The 1689-nt window shown below is 66.5% G+C and carries 1 protein-coding gene and 1 pseudogene; both read right to left on the reverse strand.

The annotated features are described in order from the left end of the window. Positions 1-635: pseudogene (locus EN925_RS34830) on the reverse strand (ABC transporter permease); the annotation flags it as partial. After that, a partial coding sequence (locus tag EN925_RS34835; RefSeq protein WP_128337317.1) for an ATP-binding cassette domain-containing protein occupies positions 632-1689 on the reverse strand: 1058 nt, incomplete at its 5' end. The pseudogene EN925_RS34830 and the gene EN925_RS34835, both read right to left, overlap by 4 nt.

Below are 1689 nucleotides of genomic sequence, written 5' to 3' on the forward strand. Positions count from 1 at the left end.
CTGGTGATGGTCGTTTCGAACAGGCGCGGCAGCCGGTCCTCCACCGGCAGCGTGCGCGTCTGCGGCACGGTCGTGCTTGGGTCGCGAAACGCCAGCTTGACCAGCACATTGGCGAGCGAGGTGCCGAGGAACGTCATCATCAGGGTGGTGATGATCTCGTTGACGCCCTGATAGGCACGCAGCAGCGCCGGCACCAGCGACCAGATCATCGCCACCACCATGGCGATGAGGAGCGAGCAGACCAGCGCCAGCCAGGCTGGCATGATCTGCACGAACACGGGAGCGCTGGCAGCCGCCGTCACCGCGCCAAGCAGGAACTGGCCGTCGCCGCCCAGATTCCACATGCCGGCGCGAAAGGCGACGATCAGGCCGGCGGCGAGAAACAGCAGCGGCGCCATGCGCGTCAGTGTCTGCTGGATGCCGAGCGGCGAGAACAGTCCCTTCTCCAGCACGAAGCCATAATAGGCCAGCGGGTCGACGCCGACGGCAAGCAGGATACAGCCGGCTATGACCAGCGCGATAAGGATCGGGCCGAGCGTCATCAGCAGCCGATGCAGGATGTCGCGGCGCGTCGCTGCCCCGCTCGTGGCATCGAGTGCGGTGGCGCTGACCGTGGGTGCGGTGTCGATGCTCATGCGGCAAGTCCGATCATCAGGCGACCGACCTTTGTGCGGGCGTCGTCTACGTTCTCGACGGTGCCGACCAAAGCGCCGTCGGCGATGACGGCGATGCGGTCGCACATGCCAAGCAATTCCTCGAGGTCGGTGGAGATCAGCAGCACGGCAAGGCCACGCGCCGCCGTATCGCGAATGCGCTGGCGCGACGCCAATGTGTTGGCGAGATCGAGCCCATAGGTCGGCTTGTTGAAGATCACCACCTTGGCGCCTTCAGCCAGTTCCCTTGCCAGAAGCACCTTCTGGATGTTGCCGCCGGACAGCCGCGCGACGGGCGTCTTCAGGCTCGGCGTGCGCACGTCGTATTCGCGCACGAGCTGCGCGGCGCGCTTGTCGATCTCCGCGCGCTGCTCGACGCCGTTGCGCCAGAACGGGGCCGCGCCGACCTGCTTGAGGAAGAAATTGATCGAGACCGGGAAGGTGCCGACAGTGCCCTCGCCCAGTCGGTCGTCGGTCAGGTAGCGAAGGCCGCGCCGGCGGCGCTCGCCGACGCTCAGCGTCTCGATGGCGGCGCCGTCCAGCCGCACCGAGCCGCTTGTGGCTGTACGCTGGCCGGCCAGCGCTTCCGCCAGCTGCTTCTGGCCGTTGCCGTCGATGCCGGCTATGCCGAGGATCTCGCCCGGGCGGATGTCGAAGGAGATCGACGACAGGCCCGGCGCATTGTCCGTCGCCGCTACCGCCAGGTCCGTCACCTGAAGCAGCGGGTCAGCGCCGGCGCGGGCAGTGCGGACAGGACGCTCGACGGCTTCCGGGTCATCCTTCTGCTTGCCGAACATCAATTCCACGATCTCCGAGACGATCTCCTGTTCGCCCAGCGTGCGAAACCGCTCGGGTGGAATCTCGCCGACCTTGCGGCCAAGCTTCAGCACCGAGATGCGGTCGCCGAAGGCAGCCGCCTCCTTGAGCTTGTGGGTGATGAAGACGATCGCAAGGCCCTGCTCGACAAGGCGGCGCATCAGCGCGCCCAGTTCGTCGATACCTTTCGGCGTCAGCATGGAGGTGGACTCGTCAAGGA

This window comes from Mesorhizobium sp. M7A.F.Ca.US.006.04.2.1, from assembly GCF_004022915.1.
Taxonomy (GTDB): domain Bacteria; phylum Pseudomonadota; class Alphaproteobacteria; order Rhizobiales; family Rhizobiaceae; genus Mesorhizobium; species Mesorhizobium ciceri.